At 60.4% G+C, this 25778-nt stretch carries 27 protein-coding genes and 1 tRNA gene; 19 read left to right on the top strand and 9 right to left on the bottom strand.

Annotated features, from left to right (window positions below):
• The first annotated feature begins 21 nt into the window (after positions 1 to 21).
• The 7 genes from ubiA to WBK19_RS06055 are packed head-to-tail and all read left to right on the top strand — an operon-like array spanning position 22 to position 6239.
• Entirely contained in the window at positions 22 to 912 is an 891-nt protein-coding gene (gene ubiA, locus WBK19_RS06085) for a 4-hydroxybenzoate octaprenyltransferase (RefSeq protein WP_511287914.1), read from the top strand.
• Entirely contained in the window at positions 909 to 1331 is a 423-nt protein-coding gene (locus tag WBK19_RS06080) for a cytochrome C (protein ID WP_511287912.1), read from the top strand. Before ubiA ends, WBK19_RS06080 begins: the two co-directional genes overlap by 4 nt.
• The gene (locus tag WBK19_RS06075; RefSeq protein WP_511287910.1) at positions 1328 to 1951 is read left to right on the top strand and encodes a cytochrome c; all 624 of its coding nucleotides are present in this window, start codon (positions 1328 to 1330) and stop codon (positions 1949 to 1951) included. Before WBK19_RS06080 ends, WBK19_RS06075 begins: the two co-directional genes overlap by 4 nt.
• Positions 1948 to 3411, top strand: coding sequence for a 4-hydroxy-3-polyprenylbenzoate decarboxylase (gene ubiD, locus WBK19_RS06070; protein WP_511287908.1), 1464 nt, complete (start codon positions 1948 to 1950; stop codon positions 3409 to 3411). Before WBK19_RS06075 ends, ubiD begins: the two co-directional genes overlap by 4 nt.
• Positions 3408 to 3899 carry a GNAT family N-acetyltransferase gene (locus WBK19_RS06065; RefSeq protein WP_511287906.1) on the top strand — a complete coding sequence of 164 codons (492 nt, stop codon included), beginning with the start codon at positions 3408 to 3410 and terminating at the stop codon, positions 3897 to 3899. Before ubiD ends, WBK19_RS06065 begins: the two co-directional genes overlap by 4 nt.
• Before the next feature lie 3 nt (positions 3900 to 3902).
• The gene (locus WBK19_RS06060; RefSeq protein WP_511287904.1) at positions 3903 to 4307 is read left to right on the top strand and encodes a DUF4870 family protein; all 405 of its coding nucleotides are present in this window, start codon (positions 3903 to 3905) and stop codon (positions 4305 to 4307) included.
• Positions 4308 to 4313: 6 nt separating this feature from the next.
• Positions 4314 to 6239: a response regulator gene (locus tag WBK19_RS06055; RefSeq protein WP_511287902.1), complete on the top strand. Its 1926-nt coding sequence runs from the start codon at positions 4314 to 4316 to the stop codon at positions 6237 to 6239.
• 6 nt (positions 6240 to 6245) lie between these two features.
• On the opposite strand, the gene WBK19_RS06050 is transcribed toward WBK19_RS06055, so the two are convergent.
• The 4 genes from WBK19_RS06050 to WBK19_RS06035 are packed head-to-tail and all read right to left on the bottom strand — an operon-like array spanning position 6246 to position 11035.
• Positions 6246 to 6698 (bottom strand): DUF4149 domain-containing protein, encoded by a 453-nt coding sequence (locus WBK19_RS06050; RefSeq protein ID WP_511287900.1) that lies wholly within the window; start codon positions 6696 to 6698, stop codon positions 6246 to 6248.
• 20 nt (positions 6699 to 6718) lie between these two features.
• Complete coding sequence (locus WBK19_RS06045) at positions 6719 to 7420, bottom strand: hypothetical protein (RefSeq protein ID WP_511287898.1); 702 nt, start codon at positions 7418 to 7420, stop codon at positions 6719 to 6721.
• The gene (dacB, locus tag WBK19_RS06040; protein WP_511287896.1) at positions 7413 to 8897 is read right to left on the bottom strand and encodes a D-alanyl-D-alanine carboxypeptidase/D-alanyl-D-alanine endopeptidase; all 1485 of its coding nucleotides are present in this window, start codon (positions 8895 to 8897) and stop codon (positions 7413 to 7415) included. The genes WBK19_RS06045 and dacB overlap by 8 nt, the downstream gene beginning before the upstream one ends.
• A gap of 53 nt (positions 8898 to 8950) precedes the next feature.
• Entirely contained in the window at positions 8951 to 11035 is a 2085-nt protein-coding gene (locus tag WBK19_RS06035) for a methyl-accepting chemotaxis protein (RefSeq protein ID WP_511287894.1), read from the bottom strand.
• A 344-nt stretch (positions 11036 to 11379) separates the two neighbouring features.
• On the opposite strand from WBK19_RS06035, the gene WBK19_RS06030 reads away from it, so the two are divergent.
• The 12 genes from WBK19_RS06030 to WBK19_RS05975 all read left to right on the top strand — a co-directional run bounded on the left by WBK19_RS06030 (position 11380) and on the right by WBK19_RS05975 (position 23010).
• A complete protein-coding gene (locus WBK19_RS06030; protein ID WP_028994852.1) occupies positions 11380 to 11670 on the top strand; it encodes a co-chaperone GroES in 291 nt (96 codons plus the stop codon).
• 73 nt (positions 11671 to 11743) lie between these two features.
• Positions 11744 to 13396: a chaperonin GroEL gene (groL, locus tag WBK19_RS06025; protein WP_511287892.1), complete on the top strand. Its 1653-nt coding sequence runs from the start codon at positions 11744 to 11746 to the stop codon at positions 13394 to 13396.
• A gap of 202 nt (positions 13397 to 13598) precedes the next feature.
• Positions 13599 to 13907: a DUF485 domain-containing protein gene (locus tag WBK19_RS06020; RefSeq protein ID WP_511287890.1), complete on the top strand. Its 309-nt coding sequence runs from the start codon at positions 13599 to 13601 to the stop codon at positions 13905 to 13907.
• Between the two features lies 1 nt (position 13908).
• On the top strand, positions 13909 to 15588 hold the full coding sequence (locus tag WBK19_RS06015; RefSeq protein WP_511287888.1) for a cation acetate symporter: 1680 nt from the start codon (positions 13909 to 13911) through the stop codon (positions 15586 to 15588).
• A 355-nt stretch (positions 15589 to 15943) separates the two neighbouring features.
• Positions 15944 to 16615, top strand: a complete 672-nt coding sequence (locus tag WBK19_RS06010) for a response regulator transcription factor (protein WP_511287886.1) — start codon at positions 15944 to 15946, stop codon at positions 16613 to 16615.
• The gene (locus tag WBK19_RS06005) at positions 16593 to 18098 is read left to right on the top strand and encodes a sensor histidine kinase (protein WP_511287884.1); all 1506 of its coding nucleotides are present in this window, start codon (positions 16593 to 16595) and stop codon (positions 18096 to 18098) included. Before WBK19_RS06010 ends, WBK19_RS06005 begins: the two co-directional genes overlap by 23 nt.
• Before the next feature lie 64 nt (positions 18099 to 18162).
• Positions 18163 to 18238: transfer RNA gene (locus tag WBK19_RS06000), tRNA-Phe, on the top strand.
• A gap of 242 nt (positions 18239 to 18480) precedes the next feature.
• On the top strand, positions 18481 to 19854 hold the full coding sequence (locus WBK19_RS05995; RefSeq protein ID WP_511287882.1) for a tyrosine-type recombinase/integrase: 1374 nt from the start codon (positions 18481 to 18483) through the stop codon (positions 19852 to 19854).
• Positions 19854 to 20345 carry a helix-turn-helix domain-containing protein gene (locus WBK19_RS05990; RefSeq protein ID WP_511287880.1) on the top strand — a complete coding sequence of 164 codons (492 nt, stop codon included), beginning with the start codon at positions 19854 to 19856 and terminating at the stop codon, positions 20343 to 20345. The genes WBK19_RS05995 and WBK19_RS05990 overlap by 1 nt, the downstream gene beginning before the upstream one ends.
• 180 nt (positions 20346 to 20525) lie before the next feature.
• Entirely contained in the window at positions 20526 to 20972 is a 447-nt protein-coding gene (locus WBK19_RS05985) for a hypothetical protein (RefSeq protein ID WP_511287878.1), read from the top strand.
• A 118-nt stretch (positions 20973 to 21090) separates the two neighbouring features.
• Positions 21091 to 22461, top strand: coding sequence for a DUF3987 domain-containing protein (locus WBK19_RS05980; RefSeq protein ID WP_511287876.1), 1371 nt, complete (start codon positions 21091 to 21093; stop codon positions 22459 to 22461).
• Positions 22462 to 22566: 105 nt separating this feature from the next.
• Positions 22567 to 23010: a hypothetical protein gene (locus WBK19_RS05975; protein WP_511287874.1), complete on the top strand. Its 444-nt coding sequence runs from the start codon at positions 22567 to 22569 to the stop codon at positions 23008 to 23010.
• Positions 23011 to 23489: 479 nt separating this feature from the next.
• Here WBK19_RS05975 and WBK19_RS05970 read toward each other — a convergent pair whose 3' ends face one another.
• The 5 genes from WBK19_RS05970 to WBK19_RS05950 are packed head-to-tail and all read right to left on the bottom strand — an operon-like array spanning position 23490 to position 25749.
• Positions 23490 to 23819 (bottom strand): YnfA family protein, encoded by a 330-nt coding sequence (locus WBK19_RS05970; protein ID WP_511287872.1) that lies wholly within the window; start codon positions 23817 to 23819, stop codon positions 23490 to 23492.
• A 36-nt stretch (positions 23820 to 23855) separates the two neighbouring features.
• A complete protein-coding gene (locus WBK19_RS05965; RefSeq protein ID WP_511287870.1) occupies positions 23856 to 24419 on the bottom strand; it encodes a class I SAM-dependent methyltransferase in 564 nt (187 codons plus the stop codon).
• 28 nt (positions 24420 to 24447) lie between these two features.
• Positions 24448 to 24900 carry a rhodanese-like domain-containing protein gene (locus tag WBK19_RS05960; protein WP_511287868.1) on the bottom strand — a complete coding sequence of 151 codons (453 nt, stop codon included), beginning with the start codon at positions 24898 to 24900 and terminating at the stop codon, positions 24448 to 24450.
• Between the two features lie 38 nt (positions 24901 to 24938).
• On the bottom strand, positions 24939 to 25280 hold the full coding sequence (locus WBK19_RS05955) for a DsrE/DsrF/TusD sulfur relay family protein (RefSeq protein ID WP_511287866.1): 342 nt from the start codon (positions 25278 to 25280) through the stop codon (positions 24939 to 24941).
• Positions 25281 to 25308: 28 nt separating this feature from the next.
• Positions 25309 to 25749 (bottom strand): hypothetical protein, encoded by a 441-nt coding sequence (locus WBK19_RS05950; protein ID WP_511287864.1) that lies wholly within the window; start codon positions 25747 to 25749, stop codon positions 25309 to 25311.
• Between the last annotated feature and the right edge of the window lie 29 nt (positions 25750 to 25778).

Raw genomic sequence — 25778 nt, 5'->3', positions numbered from 1 at the left:
TCACCAAGGTAAAATCCCGCGATGAACTGGCCCGCCCTCAAGGAAAAGCTCGACCTCTACGAAAAGCTCATGCGGCTCGACAAGCCGATTGGCATCCTGCTGCTGCTTTGGCCGACGCTGTGGGCGTTGTGGCTGTCGGCGCTGGGCCGGCCCAACTGGTGGGTGTTGTGGATTTTCGTTCTGGGCACCGTACTCATGCGCTCGGCCGGCTGCGTCATCAACGACTACGCCGACCGTGAATTCGACAAGCATGTCGAGCGGACCAAAGAGCGCCCGCTGACCGCCGGCAAGGTGACGACCAAGGAGGCATTGGCACTCTTTGCCGGGCTGTCGCTGCTGTCCTTCGCGCTGGTCCTGCTGCTTGGCAACCAGCTGGTCATCTGGCTGTCGGTGCCGGCGCTTTTCCTGGCCGCCAGCTATCCATTTACCAAACGCTTTCTGGCCATTCCGCAGGCCTATCTCGGCATTGCCTTCGGCTTCGGCATCCCGATGGCCTACGCGGCGCAGGTCGGCGGCGTGCCGGCCGAAGCCTGGTGGCTGCTGCTCGCCAATGTCTTTTGGGCAGTCGCCTATGACACCGAATACGCCATGGTCGACCGCGCGGATGACCTGAAAATCGGCATCAAGACCTCGGCAATAACCTTCGGTCGCTTTGACGTGGCGGCAGTGATGGCCTGTTATGCGGCGACGCTGGCGATCATCGGCTGGGTTGGCTGGTCGCTGAATCTCGGCCTCGCCTTCTACGCCGGACTGGTCGTCGCCGCCAACATCATGGGCGTCCATTACACCTGGATTCGCGGCCGCGATCGCATGCTCTGCTTCAAGGCATTCCTGCACAATAACTGGGTCGGCCTGGTGATTTTCGTTGGCATCGTCGTCGACTTTGTGGTCTCGGGAAGGAGCTTTGGATGAAGGCTTTCATTTGTGCCCTGTTTTTCCTGTCGACCGTGGCATTCGCCGAAGACACCCGCCAACTGGTCAAATTGCCCGAGCTGGCGCAGGAGTCGCTGCGTCAGGAGATGCTCGACAATCTCGTCGCGGTCAATGAGGTGTTGTTGCTGATGGCCGCCGGCAAGGTCCGGGAGGCAGGCGAGGCGGCTGAGGCCAAGCTTGGCCAGGCGGCCATGGGCAAGCATCGCGGCAAGCCTTTTGACGCCCGGCCCGGCCCGCACATGCCGCCGGCCATGCACGGCATCGGCATGGATGGGCACAAGGCGGCCAGCGAATTTGCCGCCGTCGCCAAGACCGGCGACCGCGACAAGGCGCTGGCCCTGCTGCCCAACTTGACGGCAGCCTGCGTCGGTTGCCACTTTTCGTATCGCACGCGATGAAACCTGCCGCCGTCTTCCTCGGCCTGGCCTGCGTCGTGCTGGCGCCGGGGGCGCTCGGTACGACAGCGACGGCCAAGAAGGCGGTGTCGGTCAAAAAGACGGTTGCAGTAAAAAAGATGGCGGCGGTCAAAAAGACAGTGGTGGTGAAAAAGGTGACGCAATCCCCGTCCCCGTCGAGCCCGAAGTTGGTGCAGGCAAAGAAAGTCCAGCCAGCGCCGGTTTCCACGCCGGCAAAGCCAGACAACGCAAACGACGAACGCGAGCTGATCAGGATGCCATCACCGGCGCGACTGGCCATGCGGGCTGAAATGCGCGACCGGATGTCAGCGCTCGATAGCGTCCTGCAACGGATGCGCGACGGCCAGGTGGTAGAAGCCGGCCAGATTGCCCAGATACGTCTCGGTGTGGCGCTATGGGGCAACCACTCCCGGTTGCCGAAGTCGGCGCAGCCCGAACAATACATGCCGCAGGAAATGCAAACACTGGCGCTCGATGGCTACAAGGCAGCCAGCGATTTTGCCACCGTCGCCCTGACCGGCGACCAACATACCGCCACCGCCATGCTGCCGCAATTGACCGGCAGTTGTGCCCAATGTCACCAGGCTTACCGAATCCGATGAAATATCACGACTTGCGCGACTTCATGTCGCAACTGGAAAAAACCGGCGAATTGAAACGCGTCGGCGTCGAGGTCGATACCCGCCTCGAAATGACCGAAATCTGCGACCGCGTGCTGCGCGCCGAAGGTCCGGCCATCCTTTTTGAAAAACCGAAGGGCCACAGCATTCCGGTTCTCGCCAACCTGTTCGGCACGCCGAAACGGGTGGCGCTGGGCATGGGCGAGGAGTCGGTGCAGGCGCTGCGCGAAGTCGGCAAGCTGCTGGCTTACTTGAAGGAACCCGAGCCGCCCAAAGGTTTGAAAGATGCCTGGGACAAGCTGCCGATCTTGAAGCAGGTCATGAACATGGCGCCGAAAACGGTGTCGTCGGCGCCCTGTCAGGAAATCGTCTGGGAGGGCAAGGATGTTGATTTGGCCAAGTTGCCGATCCAGCATTGCTGGCCGGGCGACATCGCGCCGCTGATCACCTGGGGCCTGGTCGTCACCAAAGGTCCGCACAAGAACCGGCAGAACCTCGGCATCTACCGCCAGCAGGTGCTTGGGCCGAACAAGGTGATCATGCGCTGGCTGGCGCATCGTGGCGGGGCGCTGGATTTTCGCGAGTTTCAACTGGCCAATCCGGGGCAGCCGTTCCCGATCGCCGTCGTGCTCGGCTGCGACCCGGCGACCATCCTTGGCGCCGTGACGCCGGTCCCCGATTCGCTCTCCGAATACCAGTTCGCCGGCCTGCTGCGCGGCGCCAAGACCGAACTGACCAAATGCCTGGGCTCGGCTTTGCAAGTGCCCGCTTCGGCCGAAATCGTCCTCGAAGGCGTCATTCATCCCGGCGAAATGGCGCTCGAAGGGCCGTACGGCGACCACACCGGCTACTACAACGAGCAGGCCGAGTTCCCGGTATTCACCATCGAGCGCATGACCATGCGCAAGAACCCGATCTACCACAGCACCTACACCGGCAAGCCGCCCGACGAGCCGGCCGTATTGGGCGTCGCGCTCAATGAAGTCTTCGTGCCGCTGTTGCAGAAGCAGTACCCGGAAATCGTCGATTTCTACCTGCCGCCGGAAGGCTGCTCGTACCGGATGGCCATCGTCAGCATCAAGAAGGCTTACCCCGGCCACGCCAAGCGCATCATGTTCGGCATCTGGAGCTTCCTGCGCCAGTTCATGTATACCAAGACGATCATCGTGGTTGATGACGACATCGACATCCGCGACTGGAAGGAAGTGGTCTGGGCGATGACGACGCGCATGGACGCGACGCGCGACACGACGCTGGTCGATAACACGCCGATCGATTATCTCGATTTCGCCAGCCCGGTGGCCGGTCTCGGTTCCAAGATGGGGCTCGACGCGACCAACAAGTGGCCCGGCGAAACGACGCGCGAATGGGGGCGGCCGATAGTCATGGATGACGGTGTGAAGAAGAAGGTCGACGCCATGTGGAGCGATCTCGGACTATGACCGTCAAAGTCGTTCCGCTCGACTTGTCCGATCTGGCTCAGGCTGAAATCTGGCTCGGCCTGCTCGATCACTACGCTCAGGATCCGATGGGTGGCGGCGATGGCCTGTCCGATTACGCCAAGCTCAATCTTGTCCGCACCATGCGCGAGGTGCCCGGCTTCCACGGCGCGCTGGCCTGGCTCGATGGCCGGGCGGTCGGCCTGATCGACTGCTTCGCCGGTTTTTCCACCTTCGCCGCGCTGCCGCTGCTCAATGTTCACGACATCGTCGTGCTCAAAGGTCTGCGCGGCCAGGGCATTGGTCAGGCCTTGCTCGCCTGGGCCGAAGAACGCGCCCGCCGGCTCGGTTGCTGCAAGCTGACGCTCGAAGTGCTGTCCAACAACACGCGGGCGATGGCCTCCTACCAACAGGCCGGCTACGCGCCGTATGTCCTCGACCCGGCAGCCGGCAATGCGCTGCTCATGCAGAAAATTCTTCCGGAGGTCTGAACCATGCAGGAGCCCGTTCCCCAGCCCGATTTGCAGGGCGTTCGTCCATCGCTCGTCCAGCTCACCCATTTCATCTACGGCCTGCACGCCATTGCCGTGCTCATTGGCATTACCTCGGCAGCGACGGTGGCAGGTGGTTTCGTCTTCGGCCTGCCGTCGCTGTGCGCGGTCTTTCTCAACTACCTCAAGCGCAGCGACGTCAACGGCACCTGGCTGGAAAGCCACTTCCGCTGGCAGATCCGCACCTTCTGGTTCACTTTCCTCGGACTGATTTTCTACGGACTGCTCGTCATCACCATCATCGGCATCCCGCTAGCCTGGATGTTGATCGCCATCCTCGGCCTGTGGGTGGCTTATCGGGTCGTGCGTGGCTGGATTGCGTTGTTCGGCGTGCGGCCCGTCGGCTGATCGACGATGCAGCCCTTTCTGCCGCCCGACGAGAATCTGGCTGACGATACGCGGCCGCTGAGCGTCGAGGAGCGCATTCGGCTGGTCCGTACCGAGACGTTTTTCGGTCATGCCGTCGGCAACATGGTGGGTATCCTGCTGGGCGGCGCCATTTTTGCCGTGGTTTTGCACAAGGCCGGTACTGCGGCGGAAATTTGTGCGGCCTGGTTCGCCGTGCTGGTGCTCATGACGAGTGCCGTGGCGATCTATGAAAGGTACGTCAGAAAGGTCGGCCTGACCCCGGAAAACGCGAACGGGTTTCTCCGCATGCGCTTCCGCATGGGGATTCTGATCTCGATCACTTACGGGGCCACGATCTTCCTGATGCCGGAGAATCCGAGCGACGTTTCACTGGTTTTTCTGTTCGTGCTGATGAGTTCGATGGTCACGGTGGCCTCCATGGGTTACGCCGCTGTTCCGTCGTTTTATCTGACGATGATTGCCGTGACGCTGGTGCCGCTGTCCATTTATTTTCTTTCCCGCGCGCTGCAGGGGGCGGACTCACTCTCGGCCTTGATGTTTGCCGTTACCCTGCTCTGGGGGGTGATGATTCCCAAAAAGGCGCTGCTCAATTCGCGCTGGGTGCGCTCTTCCATCGAAGCCAATGCCCGACTGGTTGGTGAGGTGCTGGAACGCAAGCGGGCAGAGGCCGAGTTGCTGAGTTATCGCCAGAACCTCGAAAAACTGGTCGAGGCCAGAACCGTGGAGTTGTCGCAAGCCAAGGAGGCAGCCGAATCGGCCAATCGGGCCAAGAGCGCCTTCCTGGCCAACATGAGCCACGAAATACGCACGCCGCTCAATGCCGTTTCGGGCATGGTTTACCTGCTCAAGCGCCATGGCGTGACGCCCGAACAGTCGGATCGACTCAACAAGATCGACAGCGCCGGCAAGCATCTGATGAGCATCATCAACGACATTCTGAGCCTGTCCAAAATTGAATCGGATCACCTGACGCTGGAGTCGATCACCGTTTCGCCCGCCGCCATTCTGAGCGAGGTGGCCGCCGTTCTTGCCGATGACGCTGCCGCCAAGTCACTCGCGCTGGTCATCGAGCCTGGTGGTGCCTTTCCGCCCCTGAAGGGCGACCCGACGCGGATTCGCCAGGCTGTGCTCAATTACGCGACGAATGCGATCAAGTTCACCAAAGCCGGCGAGGTACGCCTGCGCTGCCGCCTGCTGGACAACGGGCCGGCCGGCGCGCTGCTCAGGTTCGAGGTGTCCGACACCGGGATCGGCTTGTCGCCCGAGGCGCAGGGGCGGCTGTTTGCGGCCTTTGAGCAGGCCGACAATTCGACCTCCCGGGTGCATGGCGGCACCGGGCTGGGCTTGGTCATCACCCGGCGGCTGGCCCGGTTGATGGGCGGCGATGCCGGTTGCGAGAGCGTTGAAGGCGTCGGCAGCACCTTCTGGTTCACCGTCCGTCTTGCCGTTGGCGTTTTGCCCGCCACGCTGGCCGCCGCCGAATCTCCCGATTCCGGCTCGAGCTGCGAGTCCGCCCTGCGCAAGACTCAGGCCGGCAAATTGATCCTGCTCGTCGAAGACAACGAGATCAATCGCGAAATCGTTGAAGAGCTGCTCGAAGGTGTGCTGCTCTCGGTCGATGTGGCCGAAGACGGCCTCAACGCGGTCGAGCGCGTCAGACAGACCCGTTACGACGCGATCCTGATGGACGTCCAGTTACCGAGGCTCGACGGCCGGGCGGCAACTCGCCAGATTCGTGGCCTGCCCAACGGCATGTCCGTGCCCATTCTGGCCATGACGGCCGACGCCTTCGCCGAGGACAGGCAAGCCTGTCTCGATGCCGGGATGGACGACTTCATGACCAAGCCGCTGGATCCGGATGTGCTTTACATCAAGCTGCTGCATTGGCTGGCCGGCGCCCGGCCCGGCTGACATTTCCTAAAAATTAACGCCGAAACTGGCGATGGCCACTGTCGCCACGCCCAAACCCAGATTGAGTGCGACCCGCTGGCGGATGGTGTTCATCGCCGCCCCGGCTGCTGGCCAGTCCTGAGCCGCCACGCCGGCCTGCAGCCTGGCGAAATGGCGCAGCGCGATATCGACGAAGATGATGGTCATGACCAGACCGCTGCTCAGCATGACGTGCCAGTGGAGCGGGGCGTTGGCAAAGCCGACATTGAGCATGCGCGCGATGCCGGAGAGCAGGATCAGGGCAATCGCTACCGCGACAATCCTGAAAAATTTGCCGAGCACGCCGGCCAGCAGCGGCAGGCGCTGGGGGGGCGGGAGTTGTTCGGCGGCCACCGGGCGCAGGCAGAAATGGGCGAAGAACATGCCGCCGATCCAGACGATGACGCCGGCGAGGTGCAGAAAGAGAAGTGTCGAGCGCATGGTGGATTCCAATCGATTGGTCAGGGTTGATTGAGGTATTGCCGGAGCATGGCTAGCGACCGGCGGTAGCTGTGGGCGATCAGCGTCGCCTCGTAGCGATGTTCGGCACCGACCGGGCAGGCCTGGCGGGCCAGGCAGCCTTCGGCGCAAGGGGATTCGGCCTGCAGGCGGTAGCCGCTGCAGGCTAGCAGATTGAACCGGCCGCCGGCCAGCGCCTCGGCCGGGCAGGCGGTAATGCAAGGCGTCGTTGCGCAGTCGATACAGGGATTCCCACGGTCAACCGGAAAAAACGGCTGAAATTGAAAGTCGATCAGGACGGCTGCCCGGTAGGCGTACCAGCTGCCCCACTCGGCATCGAGGCCGACCATGAAAGGCGAGGCGTGGTGCCAGCCAGCCAGTTTGCCGAGCGCCTGCAAACCGACCGGCTGCTGGCCTGGATACAGGATGCGGTAGGTCCGGCCGGCCAGCTGTTCGGCCAGCCAGGCTTCGACGGTGCGCACCGTGTAGTCGTCGATAGGGTGTTCGCTGGCCATCCCGGCCGCCTGCACACGCTCCCAAAGCCGCCGGCCGGCGTGGCCGAGCAAGATGAGCTGGCGGAAGCCGGTCGTGTCGCCCAGGGTTTTTCGCGTTTCTTCCGGCAAACCACTCAGATCGAAGACGAACTGCCGGTTGAGGCCGGCCTCGGCCAACGCCTCGCCCGGAAAAGCCGGGCACTCACTCATTTTCGAGTACCGGCATTTTCTCGCCGACCCGGCGCTGGGCGACCCAGACGAGCAGGGCATCGATTGCCGCGCTGCCGGCCTGGGCACGCGGGTGGTTGATCAGGAAAGTGACGGCATGGCGCCGGCCCTGGCCATCGAGGGCATAGCCGGCGGCCGCCTTGACGCCGTCCAGCGTGCCGGTCTTGATGTGGGCGCGACCGGTGGCGTCGGAGCCGTTGAGACGTTTTTTCATCGTGCCATCGATGCCGACAATGGGCATGCTCGAGACGAACTCTGGCATCACCGGGCTTTTCCAGGCGTCGAGCAGCAGGCGGTTGAGGCTGTCGGCGCTGATCCGCTCGATGCGTGACAGGCCGGAACCGTTGTCGAGGACCAGTTCGCCAAAGCGCAGATTGCGGGCCGCCAGCCAGTCGGCGATACGCTGGCGGGCGCGTTCGGCGGTGGCAGGGGCGGAATCATTGCCGATGGTCAGGAAAACCTGGCGGGCCATGACGTTGTTGCTGAACTTGTTGATGTCGCGCACGGCGTCGGCCAGCGGCGCCGATTCGTGCTGGGTGAGCAGCCTGGCGCCGACCGGCACGCTGCCGGCGCGCACCTGCCCATTCAAGGTGCCGCCGAGTTCCTTCCACAGCGCGCGGATCAGGCCGCTGGTCTGGGCTTCGGCCGGCAGCGGCGACAGGCTCAGGGGTTTTTCGCCACACAGCGCGGCGTAGCTGCCGGTGAATTCCAGCCGGTTGCCGTTGTTTTCGGGAATCAGCCGAACGCTGATCAAATCCTTCCAGTTGCTGCCGCACTCGTTGTTGCTGGTGCGCAATTGATTGTCGACGCGCAGGCCCTCGCTCGGCGTCTCCATGAGGATGCGCGGCTTGCCGTTGTCCGGTTGCAAGGTGAAGCGCAGGGCGCGGAAATTGAGCAGAAAACCGTCCGGCCCGACGTTGTAGGGGCGCATCGGCTTGTCGTCGAAGGCGCCGGGGTCGATGGCCAGGATGTTGAAAACGCTGCGGTCGAGCACGACGTCGCCGTCGATCCGGCGGATGCCGCGCACCTGAATCTGGCGGAGCAGGGCGGTCAGGTGTTCGATCGCGAAGCGCGGGTCGCCGCTGCCGCGGATGTACAAATTTCCGCTTAAATTCCCGTCGACCGTGGAAGTCTCGGTCCACGCCGTGGTTTTCCACGTGAAAGCCGGGCCGAGCAGGTCGAGCGCGGCGTAGGTGGTGACCAGCTTCATGACCGAAGCCGGGTTCATAGCGCGGCTGGCGTTGTGGGCGACCAGCGGTGCGCCGGCATCAACCGGCTGGACGACGACGGCGACGCTGGCGGCCGGAATCTGCGCTGCCTTCAATGCTTGCAAGACGGTTGGCGGCAGATCAGCACTGGCCAGCCCGGACGCCGTTAGCAGTGCGAGCAAACCAAAGGCTTGCCGCAGCTTGCGACAGGCAGTCGGGTGTGGTGCTGGGCCGGGCTGGAGCAGAGTCATGGCGAAAAAATGGGGGCTCGGAAGCCCCCATTGTAGTCGTTGCGAGTAGCCGGTCAGCGCCGATATAGCTCGAAGGAAGAGATCAGGACTTCGAGCTGGTGCGAGGTGCTGAGCAACTCTTCGGCAATCGACTTCGCGCTCTGGGCCGACTGCGTGTTCTGCTCGATCAGGTCGGTGATCTGCTGCATGCTGCCGGCTACTTCCTCGCTGGCAACACCTTGTTGGCGGGCGGCATCGGAGATCTGGCTGGCCATCAGCGAGACCTGGCTGGACGAGTTGGTGATGCCTTCGAGGCCGGCGACGCTCTCGCGCAACTTGCCGATGCCGGTTTCCACCTCTTTGGCGGCCAGATCCATGCTGGCCACGGCCTGGGCGGTGACCGACTGGATTTCGTTGACCGTGTTGTTGATATCGGCGGTCGATGTTGTCGTCCGTTCGGCCAGCTTGCGTACTTCGTCGGCAACGACGGCGAAGCCGCGGCCCTGTTCGCCGGCCCGGGCCGCTTCGATGGCGGCATTGAGGGCAAGCAGGTTGGTCTGGCTGGCGATGTCGGCAATGACGCGGGTGATGTCGCCGATCTTGGCAATCGACTGGTTGAGCTGGTCGATCGTCGAGTTCGAGGCGGTCACAGCTTCGACGACGCGGGTCGTTGCCGCCATGCTCTGGCTGATGTTGGCATTGCTCTGTTTGACCTGGTTCTGCGAGTCGCGGGCTGCCGACGCTGTTTCCTCGGCATTGGCGGCCACTTCCTGCACCGACTGGCTGAACTCTTCGGTGGCCGCGGCGACCCCTTCGACACTGGCCTGCTGCTGTACGGACTGCGCCGAGACCTGGCTCATCTGCTGCTCAAGCTGGTTGCTGCGCCGGTCGATGCTTCTTGCCGCCGTGCTGATCTCGTCGAGCATGGCCTTGATGGTGCCTTGCATGATGCCCAGGTTGCAGAGCAGGAAGCCCAATTCGTCGCGACCGGAAATGTCGATTTCGTCGGTCAGCTTGCCTTCGCTGATCCGGTCGAAGTGGGTGTTGGCCTTGCGCAGCGGTGCGACGATGGAGCGGACCAGCAGGCTGCCGCCGATCAGCGTGATGAGCAGGGCAAAGGCGATCAGCCCGATGCTCATGTTGCGGACCGAGGCATATTCCGTTTCTGCCGCGATGTAACGCGCCTCGGCATCGCTGCTCAATTGCTGGATCAAGGCTTCGGCGTTGTGCCGTAACTCGGCGTATAGCGGGTTGATCTTGGTCAGCAGGACCACGTTGGTTTCATGGAATTTGCCTTCTGCCAGCAGGCTCCGCGCCGCGTTGACGCCCTCTTTCGAGAACTTTTCGCGGCTTTCGCCAAATTTGTCGAGCAGGGCTTTCTGGGTGTCGGTCAGCGTCTGCTTCTTCAAGGTCTCGAGCAGACCGTTGATTTCATCGCGATTTTTCAGGGTCGCATTGATATGCAGATCGAGCGGGTGATCGTGCATCTTGGCAAAAGGGTTCGTCGGGTCGTGCTGCAAGGCGAGCATGATCTGCGAGCGGTTGTCAGCGAGCAGGAAGGTCATGCGATTGACCGTGTTGGACGGCAATAGATTCTCGCGGTACATCGCATTCAGCGCCTGATCCGTCCCTGCCAGGCTGCGCAGGCCAAAGAAGCCGATCAGTCCCATCAAGGCGACCAGTATGCCCATCGCACCCCACAGGCGAGGGGCCAGCTGGATGCTGCGCTTGGTTGTCACCGGCAATTTGCCGGCCGCGCCGGTGGCCCGGTAAAGAGCTTCAGCGGCGGCCTTCTTGTCTGCCGCCAGCGGGGTGCGTACCGACATGTAGCCGGTGATTTCGCCATTTTTCTTGAGCGGAACGACGAAGGCCTCAACCCAGTAATAGTCGCCATTCCGGCAGCGATTCTTGACCGCGCCGCGCCATGGCAGGCCGCCCTTGACGGTCTGCCAGAGGTCGGCAAATGCTGCCATCGGCATGTCCGGGTGGCGGACGATGTTGTGGCTGCTGCCGATCAGTTCGGCGCGGCTAAAGCCGCTGATTTCGACAAAGGCGTCGTTGGCGTAGGTGATGCAGCCCTTCAAGTCAGTTTTTGAGACCAGATAACAATCCGACGGGAAGGGGACTTCTCTTTGGGTAACTGGTTGGTTGTTTTTCACTGTTTTGCCTTGTTGGGGGTATTGCTTTTTGTTTATTGTTGCAAAAATACCAAAAACCTATGGCGGTGCCCAGCATTTTATTACCAAAGGCATATGCCGCGAGATTCCGTATTGACTGAATCCAGGGTGTCGGCAACGTTATTGCAGGCAACTGAGTCGTCGGGGCGGCGCAGGTCGGTACAAAAAAATCAGGCCTCACCCTTGAAATAGCGGTTCCTCGCCCCTATTATTAGCACTCACCGGATACGAGTGCTAACAACCCGCCCGCTCCGGTCCCGAATCCACGTTCAGGCGTGGTCGGCCTATTTTCCGTGTGTTGCAATTCAATTTCAGGAGTCAGATTTATGAATATCCGTCCTTTGCACGACCGAGTGATCGTCAAGCGCGTTGAAGCCGAGCGCACCACTGCATCCGGCATCGTCATTCCCGATTCCGCTGGCGAAAAGCCGGATCAGGGCGAAATCCTGGCCGTCGGCCCGGGCAAGCGCGACGACAACGGCAAGCAGATCGCCCTGGACGTCAAGGTTGGCGACCGCGTTCTGTTCGGCAAGTATGCCGGCCAGGCTGTCAAGGTCGATGGTCAGGAAGTCCTGGTCATGCGTGAAGAAGACATCATGGGTGTTCTGCAGAAGTAATTTCTGCATCCCTCGAAATGACGGTTGATCCCACGGTCAACCGGAAAAATGATCAAAATTCAGGAGCTATTAAATGGCAGCTAAAGAAGTCAAATTCGGTGATTCCGCCCGCGCCCGCATGGTCGAAGGCATCAATGTCCTGGCTGACGCAGTCAAGGTCACCCTCGGTCCCAAGGGCCGCAATGTTGTGCTCGAGCGTTCCTACGGTGGCCCGACGGTCACCAAGGACGGCGTTTCCGTCGCCAAGGAAATCGAACTGAAAGACAAGTTCGCCAACATGGGCGCCCAGATGGTCAAGGAAGTCGCTTCCAAGACCTCCGACATCGCTGGTGACGGCACCACGACCGCGACCGTTCTGGCCCAGGCCATCGTCCGCGAAGGCATGAAGTACGTTGCCGCCGGCATGAACCCGATGGATCTCAAGCGCGGTATCGACAAGGCCGTGATCGCCACGATCGCCGAGCTGAAGTCCTTCTCCAAGCCGTGCACAACCACCAAGGAAATCGCCCAGGTTGGCTCGATTTCTGCCAACTCCGATGCTGACATCGGCGAAATCATCGCCAATGCCATGGAAAAGGTCGGCAAGGAAGGCGTCATCACCGTTGAAGATGGCAAGTCCCTGGCCAACGAACTCGACGTCGTCGAAGGCATGCAGTTCGACCGTGGTTACCTGTCCCCGTACTTCATCAATAACGGCGACAAGCAGCAAGCGCTGATGGAAAACCCGTTTGTCCTGCTTTACGACAAGAAGATTTCCAACATCCGCGACCTGCTGCCGATCCTCGAACAAGTTGCCAAGGCCGGCCGTCCGCTGCTCATCATCGCTGAAGATGTCGATGGCGAAGCGCTGGCAACTCTGGTCGTCAACAACATCCGTGGCATCCTGAAGACCGTTGCCGTCAAGGCCCCGGGCTTTGGCGATCGTCGCAAGGCCATGCTCGAAGATATCGCCATCCTGACCGGCGGTACCGTCATCGCCGAAGAAACCGGTCTGTCGCTGGAAAAGGCTGTCCTCAAGGATCTGGGCCAGGCCAAGCGCATCGAAGTTTCCAAGGAAAACACCATCATCATCGACGGTGCTGGCGAAGCTGACATCATTCAGGCGCGCGTCAAGCAGATCCGCATCCAGATCGACGAAGCGACTTCCGATTACGACAAGGAAAAGCTCCAGGAACGTGTTGCCAAGCTGGCTGGTGGCGTTGCCGTCATCAAGGTTGGTGCCGCAACCGAAGTCGAAATGAAGGAAAAGAAGGCCCGCGTTGAAGATGCCCTGCACGCTACCCGTGCTGCGGTTGAAGAAGGCGTTGTCGCCGGCGGCGGCGTTGCCCTGATCCGTGCCCGTGCTGCCGTTGGCAAGCTCAAGGGTGACAACCATGATCAGGATGCCGGTATCAAGATCGTTCTGCGCGCCATGGAGCAGCCGCTCCGCGAAATCGTTGCCAACTCCGGTGACGAGCCGTCCGTCGTGGTCGACAAGGTCCAGCGTGGCAAGGGTAACTTCGGTTACAACGCTGCCACCGGCGAATACGGCGACATGGTTGAAATGGGCGTGCTCGATCCGACCAAGGTGACCCGCACCGCACTGCAGAACGCCGCGTCCATCGCCGGCCTGATGCTGACCACCGAATGCATGGTTGCTGAACTGGCTGAAGACAAGCCGGCCGGCGGCATGCCTGACATGGGCGGCATGGGTGGTATGGGCGGCATGGGCGGCATGGGAATGTAATTCCCCGCCAAGCCTTACCGCTTTGAAGAGCCCCGCCTTGTGCGGGGCTTTTTGCTTTCAGGGCTCGGCCTGAGTTGTCGCCTGAAATTGCTTTGATCTGCGCTATGGCTTTTGTAACTGTCTGTAAGTTAGCTGTAAGACGCCGCGCCTAAATTACGATCCGCAGCAATGCCTCTATAAACAAAATCTGAGGAGCAAATCAATGCAAGACGTACTTGATCGGGTTACAGCTAATCCGAAATTTCTGGAGTTTGTTGCCATGCGCAGCAAGTACTCCATCATTATGGCTATCGTCAGTGCCGCCGCTTACTACGGCTTCATTCTGCTGGTCGCCTTCGACAAAGAATTCCTGGCCAAGAAAATCGGCGAGGGTTACACGATGAGTATCGGTGTGCCGATCGGCGTTGCCGTTATCGCCTTCACCATCGTCCTGACCTGGGTCTACGTTCGCCGCGCCAACTCCGAGTTCGACGCGATCAACGAAGCCCTCATCAAGGAGGCACAGAAGTAAGATGAATAAATTCACTCAAATTCTCGCCGGCCTTCTGGCGCTGGCCGTTGCCGGTGGCGCCATCGCCGCTGGTGCCGACCTCGGCGAAACCCAAAAGCAGGCCACCAACTGGACGGCCATCGTCATGTTCGCCATCTTCGTCGGCGGCACGCTCTACATCACCAAGTGGGCTGCTTCCAAGACCAAGTCGGCGGCTGACTTCTATACCGGCGGTGGTGGTATCACCGGCTTCCAGAACGGCCTGGCAATCGCTGGCGACTACATGTCTGCCGCGTCCTTCCTGGGTATTTCCGGTCTTGTGTTTGCAAACGGCTTCGACGGCCTGATCTTCTCGATCGGCTGGCTGGTCGGTTGGCCGGTCATCACCTTCCTGATGGCTGAGCGTCTGCGCAACCTCGGCAAGTTCACGTTCGCTGACGTGGCTTCCTACCGTTTCGCCCAGACCCCGGTCCGCATCTTTGCTGCTTCCGCTTCCCTGGTTATCGTCGCCTTCTACATGATTGCGCAGATGGTCGGTGCCGGTCAGCTGATCAAGGTGCTCTTCGGCATGGAATACCTCTACGCTGAAATCCTGGTCGGTTCCGTCATGATGATGTACGTGCTGTTCGGCGGCATGACTGCAACCACCTGGGTGCAGATCATCAAGGCCTGTATGCTCCTCGGCGGTGCTACCTTCATGGCTGTCTCGGTTCTGCTGCAATTCGGCTTCTCGCCGGAAGCGCTGTTCACCAAGGCTGTTGAAGTGCACTCCAAGCATGACGCACTGATGTCGCCGGGCGCCCTGATCAAGGATCCGGTCTCCGCGATCTCGGTCGGTATGGCCCTGATGTTCGGTACCGCTGGTCTGCCGCACATCCTGATGCGCTTCTTCACCGTGCCGAACGCTAAGGAAGCCCGCAAGTCGGTTGCCTGGGCAACCACCTGGATCGGTTACTTCTACATCCTGACCTTCATCATCGGTTTCGGCGCTATCACCAACCTGATCCAGAATCCGGGCGACTTCTACGTCGGCGGCGAACTGGCCAAGGGTCTGAAGGGCGGCGGCAACATGGCTGCTGTGCATCTGGCCAAGGCTGTTGGTGGTGACCTGTTCCTCGGCTTCATCTCGGCCGTGGCCTTCGCAACCATCCTGGCTGTTGTGGCTGGTCTGACGCTGTCCGGCGCTTCCGCCGTGTCGCATGACCTGTACGCTTCCGTCTTCGCCAAGGGCTGCTCTTCCGAGTCCGAACTGCGCGTTTCCAAGATCACCACCGTTTGCCTCGGCGTTCTGGCTGTGGTTCTGGGTATCGCCTTCGAAAAGGAAAACGTTGCCTACATGGTGATGCTGGCCTTCGTCATCGCCTGCTCTTCCAACTTCCCGGTGCTCTTCATGTCCGTGCTGTGGAAGAACTGCACGACCCGTGGTGCCGTGGTCGGTGGCTTCGTCGGTCTGGCCTCGGCCGTGGTCCTGACGATTGGCTCCGCCAGCGTCTGGGAAGCTGTCATGCACAACCCGAAGGGCTCCGCCTGGTTCCCGTACAACTCGGCTGCCATCTTCTCGATGTCTGCTGCGTTCTTCACGATCTGGCTGGTGTCCATTCTGGACAACTCCGCTCAGGCCCAAAAGGAACGTGCCCTGTATCCGTCGCAGCAACTGCGTTCGGAAACCGGTCTGGGTGCTTCCGGCGCCAGCGGTCACTAATCAGACGAGCAATCGTCAGCAAAAAGCCCGGGCTTGCCCGGGCTTTTTTTCGTCTTCGATTTTGAGCGGTTTTTCCGGTTGACCGTGGCAAACGATAATTCGCGACCAGCCGAAGCAGCCATCGTGAAAACGCGGACGTGCTTGTGCACTGCGGAAATCGCAGGGCGGTTTATTTGATAGACTGCGAAGCTTGGGTGAGGAAAAAACGGTAGGGGATTGCCCAGTGCAGGTCGGGCAACCCCCTGAGTAGCGGTCTGAACCGCGTACTCCAAAGACCATAAAAGGAGAACAGCCCAAACAGAATAATGCGACAGGCTTACAGAAATCTTACGCGGTCACAGGCCCAAACCAACACATGCGCATTCTTATTGCTGAAGACGACACCATCATCGCTGATGGACTTTCCCGCTCGCTGCGTCAGGGTGGATACGCCGTAGACTGGGCCCCCAATGGCCTCGATGCGGACACCGCGCTGCTCACGGTTTCCTACGATCTGCTCATCCTCGATCTCGGCTTGCCCAAGCTTTCCGGGCTTGACCTGCTCAAGCGTATTCGATCGCGCAATTCGCAACTGCCGGTGCTGATTCTCACCGCCCTCGACGGTACGGGCGACCGCGTCAAAGGCCTGGACCTTGGCGCTGACGACTACATGGTCAAGCCCTTCGAGCTGCCCGAACTGGAAGCGCGAGTGCGCGCGCTGACCCGTCGTTCGGCTGGCACCTCGCCGACCATTCAGTGCGGTGCGCTGAGCTACGATCAGGTCGGTCGGGTGGCGCAGATCCATGGCGAGGTGCTCGACCTTTCGGCCCGCGAAGTCGGGCTGCTCGAAGTTCTACTCAGTCGCATGGGCCGTCTGGTCAGCAAGGACCAACTGGTCGACCACCTTTGCGGCTGGGGCGAAGAAGTCAGTCACAACGCCATCGAGGTCTACGTCCATCGGCTGCGCAAGAAAATTGAAGCCGGCGGCGTGAAGATCGCTACCGTACGTGGCCTGGGTTACTGCCTTGAGCGACCCCAGAGCGAGTAGCCCGCACGCCCCGGCGTCCGAAACCGAGCGCTCGCTGTTTGGCGAGATTCTCGACTGGATGCTGGCGCCCCTGCTGTTTGTCTGGCCGCTCAGCATTGCCTTCACCCATTACTTCGCCAACAACGTCGCCAATTACCCCTACGATCAGGCATTGCGTGAGCACGTCACGGCCATTGCGCGGCAGGTCAAACTGGTCAATGGCAAGCCTCTGCTATCCCTGCCGGCCTCTGCCCGGGCCATGTTGCGGGCCGACGAAACCGATAGCGTCTATTTTCATGTGCTCGCCGGCGGCGGAAAACTGCTGGCTGGCGACAAGGATTTGCCGGGGGCGGTAGCGCTGCCGGATGACTCGATCATGCCCGGCGAGGTCTACATGCGCGATGCCGATTTCAAGGGCCAGGACCTGCGCATGGCCTACACCTACCTGGCCGAGCCGCAAATGGCCAAGGCGCAGTGGGTGCTCATCGAAGTTGGCGAGACCACCGAAAAACGCAGTCAGCTCGCCAACAAGATCGTCGCCAGCGTGATCCTGCCGCAGTTCATCATCATTCCGCTTGCCGTCATGCTCGTCTGGTTCGGTCTGTCGCGCGGCCTGCGTCCGCTGACCCGCCTGCGCCAGACCATCGAGGCGCGCGAGCCGGATGACCTCTCGCCGATCGCCACCCGGCGTGTTCCCGAAGAGCTGGAGCCGTTGGTCGAAGCCTTCAACGAAATGCTCGATCGCATGAAACGCAGCGTTTCGGCCCAGCAGCGCTTCGTCGCCGATGCCGCCCACCAGATGCGCACCCCACTCACCGGCCTCAAGACCCAGGCGCAGTTTGCCATCCGGGAAACGGACCCCGAAGCCCTGCGCCATGCCCTCCGCCAGATCGCCACCGGCGTGGACCGGGCCGGCCGATTGATCAACCAGTTGCTGACCCTGGCCCGCACCGAAGGCGGCGAAGTTACCCAGCAAAAGCATGAACCACTCGATCTCGCCGATTTGATCCGCGACGTCGTCAGCGACTGGGTGCCGGTCGCCATCGAGAAAAACATCGATCTCGGCTTTGAATCCGACAAACCTGCGATGATTGTCGGCAATTCATTCCTGTTGCAGGAACTCGCCAAGAACCTGCTCGACAACGCCCTGCGCTACACCCCCAGCGGCGGGCACGTCACCTGCCGCATTCTCGTCAACCAGGCGACCGTGCTGCTGGAGGTCGAGGACAACGGGGTCGGCATCAGTGAAGAGCAGGCCGAACTCGTCTTCGAGCGATTCTATCGTGTGGACGATGCCACCACCGAGGGCAGCGGTCTCGGCCTAGCCATCGTTCAGGAAATCGCCATGCAGCACGACTCGCGGGCCAGCCTGCGACCCAATCCCAATCGCCGTGGTGCCGTGGCGCGGGTGGCTTTTGCCGCCTGGCATCCGCCGGTTCCGCCAATGCCTCCGCCGGACGATTTTTCCGAGCTCTACCGGCAATCCCCGCCGATCGGGACCTGAGTCCTCAAAAACGCCTGTGCTGGTTGCGGAGGAGCGGTGACATCGCTATAATGCGCCCTCGTTTGGCCAATTAGCTCAGTTGGTAGAGCAGCGGATTGAAAATCCGCGTGTCCGTGGTTCGATTCCGCGATTGGCCACCACCCAGATTCAAGCACTTAGCCCACCTCTCCGGTGGGCTTTTTGCTTTTATCTGCGACTTTTCTGCAAGTCTATGGGTGCGCCATTGCGTGTGACTGCGCCTTAACGAAGTTTTTTGCGTGACCGCGAAAAAATAGGCGACGTCGCTATACGCAGCTCCTTACTTTATGGAGTTGTGTAATGGTTACCTTTTTTGAAGTATCCCTGTCTTCCCCCAGTTTCGCTTGCCGCCTGGGAGGTCACCATGGCTAAGGCGTATCGTGAGGGCAAGGGCTGGTCCATCCGCGCCCAATACAAGGGCGTCACCATCTACAAGGGCGGTTTTTCCAGCACCCGCAAAGCCGACGATTACCTGCGGGAACAGCAAGCCATCATCGACCGTGACGGCAAACCCGCGCGTTTGGGACCCGAGCGGACCTCGCTGGCCATCGCCCTGTCCGATTATGCCCGCGAGTGCCTGCCGTACAGAAAAGGTGCCCGCCAGGACGCGCAACGCGTCAATAACTATCTCCGGGCTGGCCACCTGCCGGTAATCAAACTAGCGCCGTTTGTGCCGGTGTCGGGTTCCCAGGTGACCGCCGCTGATGCTGCCGCGAAGGCGAAGCGTGGCATCCGATGCTGGGACCTCTCTTTCGTCGACCAGCCGGAACGTGCCATACCGAACAGCCTGCGGGCGCATCGCGACGGCCAGGCGAAAAGCAAGCTGTCTCTCCAACAAGCGCGAGCTCGGCTGGGGTGTATGAAAGTGGGCGCCATCCAGACCTATCACGTCAATGCGCTCATCATTGCGTTGAAAGACACCGGGGTCGCACCGGCCAGCATTGAACTGGAACGAGCGGAGTTGCGGCGGTTCTTTAACCATGCCAAAAAAGTCTGGCATTGGGACAGTAATACCGTGAACCCCGCGACCGGCGTCAATGTGCCGACGGTCGATAACGTCAGGACCCGCATTCTGAGCAATGCTGAGTTCGAGCGCATCTGCGAGCAACTGGCTCGCTACGACAATGTCTATGTCTTGCCCCTCGCCCTGTTTATGCTGGAAACTGCCACCCGTGTGTCCGAACCGATTGAGCGTGCACGTTGGGAGGATGTCGACTGGGATAGAAAAGTCCTGCATCTCCGTGATGCCAAAGCGGGACCGCGTGAAGTGCCGCTTTCCAACGTCGCCCTTGGGATTTTGCGCGAACTGCGGGCGGCGGTCAGGCAGCGGAGCGAGACCGTGACGCGTCGTGAGCACCGTGAAAAGTGGCAAGCCGCGGCAGAGAGCGGCCGGATTTTTCGGACGAGCTACGAAGCCCTGAAGAAAGCCTGGACGGTGGCCTGCGCGGCGGCAGGGGTCGAAAACGCCCATATCCACGATTTGCGCCGGACTGCCGCGACGCGCTATGCCATCCAGTTCAACGGCGACATCTTCGTCGTCAAAACCATCACGGGCCACAAGACCGACAAAATGGCGGCACGCTACGTGCAGATTTCCGCCGAAATGGTTGCGCGGATGATGGACAAGGAAGCCTTGTCCGAAGAGTTGGCGCCGGCAAAGGTGGACTTGCTTGCGGCCGACGTCAGTCCTTTGCCGGCGAACGTGCTGTCGTTTGCCCAGTACCGGCGGAGCGCGTGATGAGCTGGCTAACGCGTACGATAAAGGGGAGTGCCGAGGGCCCGACTTTGCTCCAAGCACTGGAGCAGCAACGTATCCGGCGTTCGTTGTCGCGGCGGGAGTTGGCTGAACACCTGGACATCAGCCCGCCGTACCTGTCTCAGTTGTTCACCGGTGACAAACCGGTCTCCGCGTTATCCCTGGCGAGCTTGCGCCGCTGTGCTGAGTTTCTGCAGCAGCCGATGGTTCGGTGCATGGTGCTGTCCGGACACCTGACATCGGCCGACTTTTTTAGCGATGAGTGCAGTGAGCTCGAGTTGATGCAGGCGGCATTGGCCATCGTGGCCTGCTCGCGATGGGGAGAGGTGGCGCAGGTGAACAAGGCGCAGCTCGTCGGCCTGCCGAAACCGGTGCAATGGCTGGTGATTCGGCTCTATGAATCCGCGGCGCAGCAATGTCTGTTTCCCGAACTCCCCGCGGCCAGCCAAAGCGTAACTTCTTCACCGCCGTAGGGCGATTGCCCCCGGCAAATCGGCTTTGCTCGTGGCAATTTAGCTGCGAGCAAAGAATATTTACTGCTGGAAAAGGACTACTTAGCCGCCAGCTAATATCGTTTTCCGGCGGCAAAGTGTGTTGCCTGCCCTTGCAATGGCTCTGAAAATACCGCTCAGACATCAATGGGAGCAATGAGTATGGGAGCGCTGAAGGACGCGATAAAGGCATTGTTGGCAACGCACCAGCCGGAGCCGGCGGAGGGCAGCGCGTCGGCCAATTATCCCCTGATGCCGCTTGCCGCCTTGTACCAATTGTTCAGGTCGACAGGGGTTGCCGTTCTCGGGGCACCCGAGACGGCATTTTCGGTTTATGACCCAGCGCAAGGCGTGGTCCGTGTCTACGTCAGTGAGCGGCAGCAGGTCGACATCGTTCCCTATGAAGTTGTTTTATACCAGGCGCTGGCCGACGTTCAGGCGGCCGGCGCCAGTTTTATGGTCTGTGGCGACGACGTGGTTTGTGTGCTGGACGATGTGCTGGCGCATGGCACGTCCTACGGCGATGCGGCGTTGCGCGCGCTCTATATGGTGTCGCAAGGGGAAAAGCCCCCTCTGGCCGGTGACAGGCCAGTCAGTCCAGAGCATTAAGTGCCAGGGGATTACGCCGGTTTCGCCGGTTTCGCCGTGTAGGGGCAAAAGCGGCCAAAAAGATTGGAAAGTTCGTGCGGGTGGCTATACGTCTCTTCATTCACTGATGGAGAAACTGATGAGCCAACTTGCATTTGAATTTTCTACACCCCGGCATGACAGCTGGAAAACCTCCTTGGAGGAATCGGCGGCCCTCGAGGCCAGCGACGATATACTGCGCAACGTCGACCAGCCGGTGCTCGACCTGGCGGCCATACCGCCGGCCATTCGTGCTTTTTGTGACAACGTGGCCGCACGTATTCCTGCTCCCATCGAATATGTCGTAAGCAGTGTGCTGTGCGTGATGGGGGCGGCCATCGGGACCCGCTGCGGGATTGCGGTCAAAAAAAATGACCCGTGGACCATCGTGCCCAACCTCTGGTGTCTGTGCGTCGGCGAGCCCAGTTCCGGAAAAAGCCCCTGCATGTCGGCCGCAGTCAGCCCTTATCAAAAACTCGAAAAGGAGTTATTGGAGACTTGGTCCGACGCCCCGCGCTTGACGACGAATGATGCGACGGGAGAAAAACTGGTTGAGATACTCAGCCACCAGAAAGGGGGACTGCTGGTCGTCCGGGATGAGATTTCTGGACTGTTTGCGACGTTTTATAGGAGCGGTCGCGAAGGGGAGCGCCAGCTCTATCTTCAAGGGTGGAATGGACTCGACGCCTACCGCCTGGAGCGTATTGCCCGGGGCACCAACCAAGTTGAGCGCTTGTGTCTGAGCGTGATTGGTACGATTCAACCCGCGTTGCTAAAAACCTACTTGGGGCAAAAAAACCAGCAAGATGGACTGGCACAACGGTTTTTGCTCCTGGCCTTCCCCGAGTTCAGTCCTCGGGGCTTCGCCGATGTTGCCGAAGATACGCAAGCCAAGGCCACGTATCAGCGGGTGTTGCGTTGGCTGTGTACCTACGACTACGCCAAGCATTGTCTGGTGGGCGATATTCCGTATTTGCGAACCAGTGACGAGGCATTTGCCCTCTACCGGGAGTGGTGGTTGTCGAACGAGACGGCCTGTGCGGACCCCAAAGTCGCTACGTATTTGCAGAAACATAGCCGTCTCGTGCCGGCGCTGGCGTTGATTGACCATCTCAGTACCCTGGCAACTATTGGTGAAGAGCAATCACTGCCGCCGGTATCGGCCGAGTCGATGCTGCGTGCTATCAAGTTGGCGGATTTTTACGCGAGTACGGTCCATAAAGCGTTGCGTTGCAGCGAAGAGGACTGTCAGGAGTCGGTTTATGACCCCCTTCGGCAACGCATTGAGTCGGGAATCCTGAACGGGTTTACCGTGCGTGACGTCGCCAAATTGAATTTGTCGGGTTATCGGTTTGTTAACGTCATTGAGTCCCAACTGCAGCGCTTTGTTGATGGTGGTGTCTTGCGGGTGGAGCAGACACGTGGCACCGGACGGCCGACACGGCGTTACTACCGGCTACCGCAAGACTGATACGCCTTTGTGGACCGGATGTAGGCGTGCCGTCCGTTTTGTACGACGTTATGGGGCGGCACGGCGAAACCGGCGAAACCCCCTTTGAGACACTGGATGTTGCTGATGAAACCTGTTGACCTGACGTTTCGTGCTGATTGTGAAATATATGCCCGTGTATTTTTGGCGGCACTGCAGTTCAACCTACTTGGCTATGAGTTGGTGGCTGAGCAGATTTCGTTACCCGATGGCAGCACTCGCCTGTTGCCGGACGTGATGGTCGAGGTGCGAACAGCCGGGCTGCTTAGCGTTCGCGAGTGTTGTTGGATTGCGTCCATGATTCCGGAGTGTGAGGTTATCGCCAGGACGCTGGCCCTCCGCGATGAATATACCGGCCAGGAGCGGCAGGCGAGAGCCTTGCCCGTTCCCAAAACCGTGTATCTCCAGGCCTGTATCGATGGGTTGCGCGCGAAGCTGCCGCTCTGCAAGCCCGTGATTTCGGCAGCGATAGTGGCGTTCGCATCCTTTGCCGGTAGCTCAACCCGCCGACGGTTAGCGCGTTGCATCTAGTTTGGCGGTCAGTCCTGGGTTTCATGCCGGCATGTCCAGGTTGGTGCGACATCGGTCAGCTTGGCCCGCAGCCAGCGGTTGGTGCAGATACTCGCGGATTTCGGCTTGGAGGTCGCGGCGGAGAGTGGCCATCTTCTCACTATCTTCTCAAAATATTGAAAGATAGGTCTATCTTCCAATAAACGTCCAAGTTATTAGAAGAAGAAAGCCAGGGAGACGCATTGCATCCCCCAACCTTCTAAAGCCACATCCTGGTACTCCGGTTCGAAAAACCTGGCTTTGGCTGACTCGCCGCTATCGGGAATGGGTCGAGAGCAATCGGTGACGACCGGCCGCTTACTGGAAGTGGAATTTCACTGACCGCTTTCCGGCGATGAATCCGGAGGGAGGACGGTCGCTTCGCGACCCAATGCAGCCGTAGAGCTGCTCCCTTTTATGTGACTGCTTTGGGTGGCGTTGCCGACATGCCGTAGTAAGCATCAAGCAGAAGGCTGCATCGCAATCACCGCCATACCAACAAGGGCGATGCCCGCACCCAGTGCATCCCAGCGCGTCAGTGCGATGCCATCGACAAAGTGCAGCCAGAGCAGCGCAACGGCGATATACATGCCGCCGTATGCGGCGTAGGTTCTCCCCGCCGCAGTCGGATGCAGAGTCAGCATCCAGGCGAACAACGCCAAGGAAAATGCGGCTGGCACCAGCAGGAACAGACTCTTGCCCTGCTTCACAACAAGCCATGGCAGATAACATCCAACGATTTCGGCAACGGCGGTGACGGCAAACAGAAGACTCAGACGCAACAGTTCCATGAGTTATCTCGAAATAGCGGAGTCCCTTATACTGCCTCAGTTTGTCAGCCGTTGTCCCAGCAACCCAAAGTGGTATGGTGCCGCTGAGCCAAGGTCCACCGGAACCACCGAATCGAATCCAGCCTCGGCCAACCAGGCTGTGCACTGTTCCGGAGTGGGGCGAATGGCCAACGGTGGCCCACGAGGCGTTTCGATGTCGCTGCGCCAATGAATTACCGACAGGATGCCACCCGGCTGCAGGCTCCGATACGCCTCGCGTAGCAAGGCGATGGGCGTTTCGATATGCAGCAAGTTGAACACCATGGCATGCCCCTGCGAGCCGTCCGCGAGCCCGGTGCCATGCGCCACGAAATCGCGGAGCACTGCCCGAACATTGGATACACCCGTCGCATGGGCGCGCTGGTCTACCAAGCTCACCATATCAGGCTCAATATCGAGTGCCGTAATCAGCCCTCGTGTGCGATTCGCCGCCGGCAGCGTGAAAGTCCCGTAGCCAGAGCCGAACTCGACCACGTTGTAGCAGCCGCCCTGGCTAACCAGCACACGGTCGAGAATACCCTCCGGGTCGAAAAACGAGGCCCAACAGGCCTCGTCAGGCATGCCACTCTCGCGTCCCTTCATTGCACCCTCAGTGTTTGGCCTGGCCAGTGGCCTTGGTAGCTGCATCGAGGCCGCCCTTGGCCTTCCATTCGGCAAAGCCGCCCTGCAGGATGCGCAGGTTGTCGTAACCGGCGATGCGCAGCGCGAACCCAGCTTGAGCAGAAAGGCTTCCGGTGTTGCAGTAAATGAGCACCGGCTTGTCTTTCGGAATGCTGGTCCGCTTGGCCAGCACTTGGCGCCATTCGATATTCACGGCACCGGGAATATGTTCCTTGGCGTACTGGTCCTTATCACGAGCATCGATGACGTAGAACCTCTTCCAGTCCTCCTTGGGAATCTGTTCCGGGAAGATAGTGGCGCCGCCGTAATCGACGAAGTCCAGATACTCCTCCATGGCCTTGACGGCTTCTTCGTTAGCCATGGCCGGTGCCGCAATGACGGCGAGCGCCAGCGCAGCGGCGCGCATCAATTTGAATGGCATCTTGTCTCCTATTGGGATTGTTGTATTACGTTGATAAATCAGAACACCAGCACCTTGTCGGCGGCCGATGTCCATTCGGCCAGTTCCTTCAGGGTGCTACGGCGAGCGCCCTCGACCACCTGGTCAGCGTCCATGCCGCGGGCATCCATGCAGGTGCCGCAGAGACCCACTTCGCCACCGACCATCCGCACCATGTCCCCAGCGTTGTAGTAGCCATCGGGGACTTTCTGGCCGCTCTTGGCACAAGTCACTGCATCGCCCATCAGGAATATGCGTACCGTCTCGCTTTCCATCTTGCTGAGGGCGCGCGCGAGGCGCAGGGCGTTGTAGCTGCGTTCTGTGCCGTACGGGCCATCATTGAGGACGAACAAGGTGTTCATGCTGGGCTCCCTATTGTTGTTGAGAAAGTTATTTGCCCCCGGCCTTGATAGTGGCCTTCAGGGCATCGAAATCCTTGCGCACGACGTCCTGGAATAGCAGTCCTGACTTGGCCTGTTTCGGCACGCTCTCCAGGTCGAGGACATCGGCGACGATTTGGTAGCTGGCGGCACCGTTGAAATCCTTGCCGTCGGCCACGATGAGCTGGGTGCCGTAGAAGACGGCGGGAGCTGGCAATCCGGGTGCAAGAGTTGACGGCAGCAACTGGATAGGCACCCGATAGGTGTTGGCGATTTCAGCGGCCACTTGCAGGTTGCCATTGCAGCGCTGTCCCGGTGGGTCTTTGGCGATGAAGGTCAGGACCTTCTGACCGCTGGCCGTCTGTGCACCGGGGACCGCCATCGAGACATCGGCGGCAATGGCTGAGAAAGCCAAGGTGCCGCACAGGGCGAATAGGGATAGATGTTTCACGAGTTGTCTCCTCTGTTGTGGTTTTGACT

Source organism: Azonexus sp., assembly GCF_049652925.1.
GTDB lineage: Bacteria > Pseudomonadota > Gammaproteobacteria > Burkholderiales > Rhodocyclaceae > Azonexus.
The sequence above is the reverse complement of the archived record's forward strand: the minus strand, read 5'-3'. Positions and strand labels throughout refer to the sequence as shown.

Bases quoted from the DNA above. Each gene is read 5' to 3' on its own strand.
- WBK19_RS06065 (WP_511287906.1), top strand. From the start codon at position 3,408: ATGACCGTCAAAGTCGTTCCGCTCGACTTGTCCGATCTGGCTCAGGCT.
- WBK19_RS06055 (WP_511287902.1), top strand. From the start codon at position 4,314: ATGCAGCCCTTTCTGCCGCCCGACGAGAATCTGGCTGACGATACGCGG.
- groL (WP_511287892.1), top strand. From the start codon at position 11,744: ATGGCAGCTAAAGAAGTCAAATTCGGTGATTCCGCCCGCGCCCGCATG.
- WBK19_RS06010 (WP_511287886.1), top strand. From the start codon at position 15,944: ATGCGCATTCTTATTGCTGAAGACGACACCATCATCGCTGATGGACTT.
- ubiD (WP_511287908.1), top strand. From the start codon at position 1,948: ATGAAATATCACGACTTGCGCGACTTCATGTCGCAACTGGAAAAAACC.
- WBK19_RS05960 (WP_511287868.1), bottom strand. From the start codon at position 24,900: ATGCCATTCAAATTGATGCGCGCCGCTGCGCTGGCGCTCGCCGTCATT.
- WBK19_RS06045 (WP_511287898.1), bottom strand. From the start codon at position 7,420: ATGAGTGAGTGCCCGGCTTTTCCGGGCGAGGCGTTGGCCGAGGCCGGC.
- WBK19_RS05975 (WP_511287874.1), top strand. From the start codon at position 22,567: ATGAAACCTGTTGACCTGACGTTTCGTGCTGATTGTGAAATATATGCC.
- WBK19_RS05990 (WP_511287880.1), top strand. From the start codon at position 19,854: ATGAGCTGGCTAACGCGTACGATAAAGGGGAGTGCCGAGGGCCCGACT.
- WBK19_RS06060 (WP_511287904.1), top strand. From the start codon at position 3,903: ATGCAGGAGCCCGTTCCCCAGCCCGATTTGCAGGGCGTTCGTCCATCG.
- ubiA (WP_511287914.1), top strand. From the start codon at position 22: ATGAACTGGCCCGCCCTCAAGGAAAAGCTCGACCTCTACGAAAAGCTC.
- WBK19_RS06075 (WP_511287910.1), top strand. From the start codon at position 1,328: ATGAAACCTGCCGCCGTCTTCCTCGGCCTGGCCTGCGTCGTGCTGGCG.
- WBK19_RS05965 (WP_511287870.1), bottom strand. From the start codon at position 24,419: ATGCCTGACGAGGCCTGTTGGGCCTCGTTTTTCGACCCGGAGGGTATT.
- WBK19_RS05995 (WP_511287882.1), top strand. From the start codon at position 18,481: ATGGCTAAGGCGTATCGTGAGGGCAAGGGCTGGTCCATCCGCGCCCAA.
- WBK19_RS05980 (WP_511287876.1), top strand. From the start codon at position 21,091: ATGAGCCAACTTGCATTTGAATTTTCTACACCCCGGCATGACAGCTGG.
- dacB (WP_511287896.1), bottom strand. From the start codon at position 8,897: ATGACTCTGCTCCAGCCCGGCCCAGCACCACACCCGACTGCCTGTCGC.
- WBK19_RS06015 (WP_511287888.1), top strand. From the start codon at position 13,909: ATGAATAAATTCACTCAAATTCTCGCCGGCCTTCTGGCGCTGGCCGTT.
- WBK19_RS05970 (WP_511287872.1), bottom strand. From the start codon at position 23,819: ATGGAACTGTTGCGTCTGAGTCTTCTGTTTGCCGTCACCGCCGTTGCC.
- WBK19_RS06080 (WP_511287912.1), top strand. From the start codon at position 909: ATGAAGGCTTTCATTTGTGCCCTGTTTTTCCTGTCGACCGTGGCATTC.
- WBK19_RS06050 (WP_511287900.1), bottom strand. From the start codon at position 6,698: ATGCGCTCGACACTTCTCTTTCTGCACCTCGCCGGCGTCATCGTCTGG.
- WBK19_RS06020 (WP_511287890.1), top strand. From the start codon at position 13,599: ATGCAAGACGTACTTGATCGGGTTACAGCTAATCCGAAATTTCTGGAG.
- WBK19_RS06030 (WP_028994852.1), top strand. From the start codon at position 11,380: ATGAATATCCGTCCTTTGCACGACCGAGTGATCGTCAAGCGCGTTGAA.
- WBK19_RS05985 (WP_511287878.1), top strand. From the start codon at position 20,526: ATGGGAGCGCTGAAGGACGCGATAAAGGCATTGTTGGCAACGCACCAG.
- WBK19_RS05955 (WP_511287866.1), bottom strand. From the start codon at position 25,280: ATGAACACCTTGTTCGTCCTCAATGATGGCCCGTACGGCACAGAACGC.